Origin of the sequence: Staphylococcus ureilyticus (assembly GCF_002902235.1) — a bacterium.
GTDB lineage: Bacteria > Bacillota > Bacilli > Staphylococcales > Staphylococcaceae > Staphylococcus > Staphylococcus ureilyticus.
Map to the genome: position 1 here is coordinate 1 of NZ_PPRL01000168.1, position 1496 is coordinate 1496.

1 protein-coding gene and 1 pseudogene are annotated in these 1496 nt (G+C 25.1%); one reads left to right on the forward strand and one right to left on the reverse strand.

Annotation, left to right across the window (positions count from 1 at the left end; translation table 11 throughout):
* Positions 1-329 (reverse strand): annotated as a pseudogene (locus CD150_RS12935) (AraC family transcriptional regulator); the annotation flags it as partial.
* Positions 330-964: 635 nt separating this feature from the next.
* Here CD150_RS12935 and CD150_RS13530 point away from each other — a divergent pair.
* Positions 965-1135, forward strand: coding sequence for a hypothetical protein (locus CD150_RS13530; RefSeq protein WP_155390634.1), 171 nt, complete (start codon positions 965-967; stop codon positions 1133-1135).
* Positions 1136-1496: the final 361 nt, after the last annotated feature.

Genomic DNA, 1496 nt, shown 5'->3' on the forward strand with positions numbered 1-1496 from the left:
AAAATATTTTTTAAAGTTGTAATATAAGTTTCGGTAATCAACATACTTAATTTATATTTTTCTAGAAGATTTTCTCGATTGATTAAGGTGAAACGATGATAACTTAAATTATTTACTGAAATACAAGCAAGCATACCTTCTCGATGTACAATGAGATTTTCTTCGAAATCGTATACCACAAATACATCGCCTCGATGAAATATAAAATTTGATTTTACTTTTTGGAAATGAATCATACCTGAAATAACCAAATATATATTGGAAAAGTTAGGTGTATTTAAATGTTCTAATTGATCACCTTCATCATAAATGATGTGATTATAATCCATTGAAACCCTCCATTCCTTAAATGTTGCTAGAAAAGTTAGCATCAATTTATGTAAAATGAGAATCAGATTAAGTATTAAGGTATTGGGAGTGAGAGCAATAAATTTGTTTTGGAAATGTAGATATACTTAAATTTAATTTCATTTATTTAAATAGTACTCTTTTTAAAATTAATACGTCAATTAATGTTGCGTAATTATAATAAAATAAAATTCTAAAACTAAAAAAATGGATAATTTTTACATCTGTTTATAATATATTCTATTATTGAGCGCAAAAATAGTGATAAATTCGAACAATTCGTGAATAATTTTGAAGTACTGAATAATTGAAAAAATTTTCAGCGTTGTATAAAGTCAGTATTCCATCTAATTGGCAAGATGTCATAGGTTATTGATTTCCATAAAATGTGAGTCATAAAAGTAGCATTTTAGTGAGTTTAGCGCCCCAAAAAAATAGAATGCTGTATACAAATTGGGGTAATATCAAATCAAGAAGCATAGATTGGATCGTTATTAAATTAAATTAAAATGCAATAAAATAGGTTGTTCTATTGAGGAAGACAATAAAAACATGTAAATTGATAGTAAAGGTTAATATAGACATTAAATTGAAATTAACGAATGAGGTGAGCTAAATGATGATGATGATTGGTATACTTACACCGCTATTGGTTATTGGCTTTATAGTTATGTCAATTTTGGAAGAAAAAAAACGAAACAAAAGAGAGCAAGAAAATAATAACGATGATCAAAAGCACATAAATAATACGACTAATAGCAATGAGGATAACCGTAAAGATGAATAATTCATTATTTTATTGTTATAAATCTCTTTAAATAGTAAAGTGCTTCATTAAATCAAGCACATATTAAAATAGTATGAACAAAGCAAAGTTTAGCATTCTATTGATACGATATAGGAGTTGAAATATAAAATTGATTTCTAATTTATCAATTTTTATTTCACTCCTAATTTTTATATTTTCAAAGTATATCAACGACATAATTTTAATGGTCAGATATCTAAATTTAACTTAAACACAAATGAAATATGTCTAGTGTTAAATTGTCTTACAAGGAAGTGTTATATAATGAGTGAAATGATATATATATTACAAAGTGTATTATTACCTATTTTCATAATGATTGTATTGGGATTTATTTTAC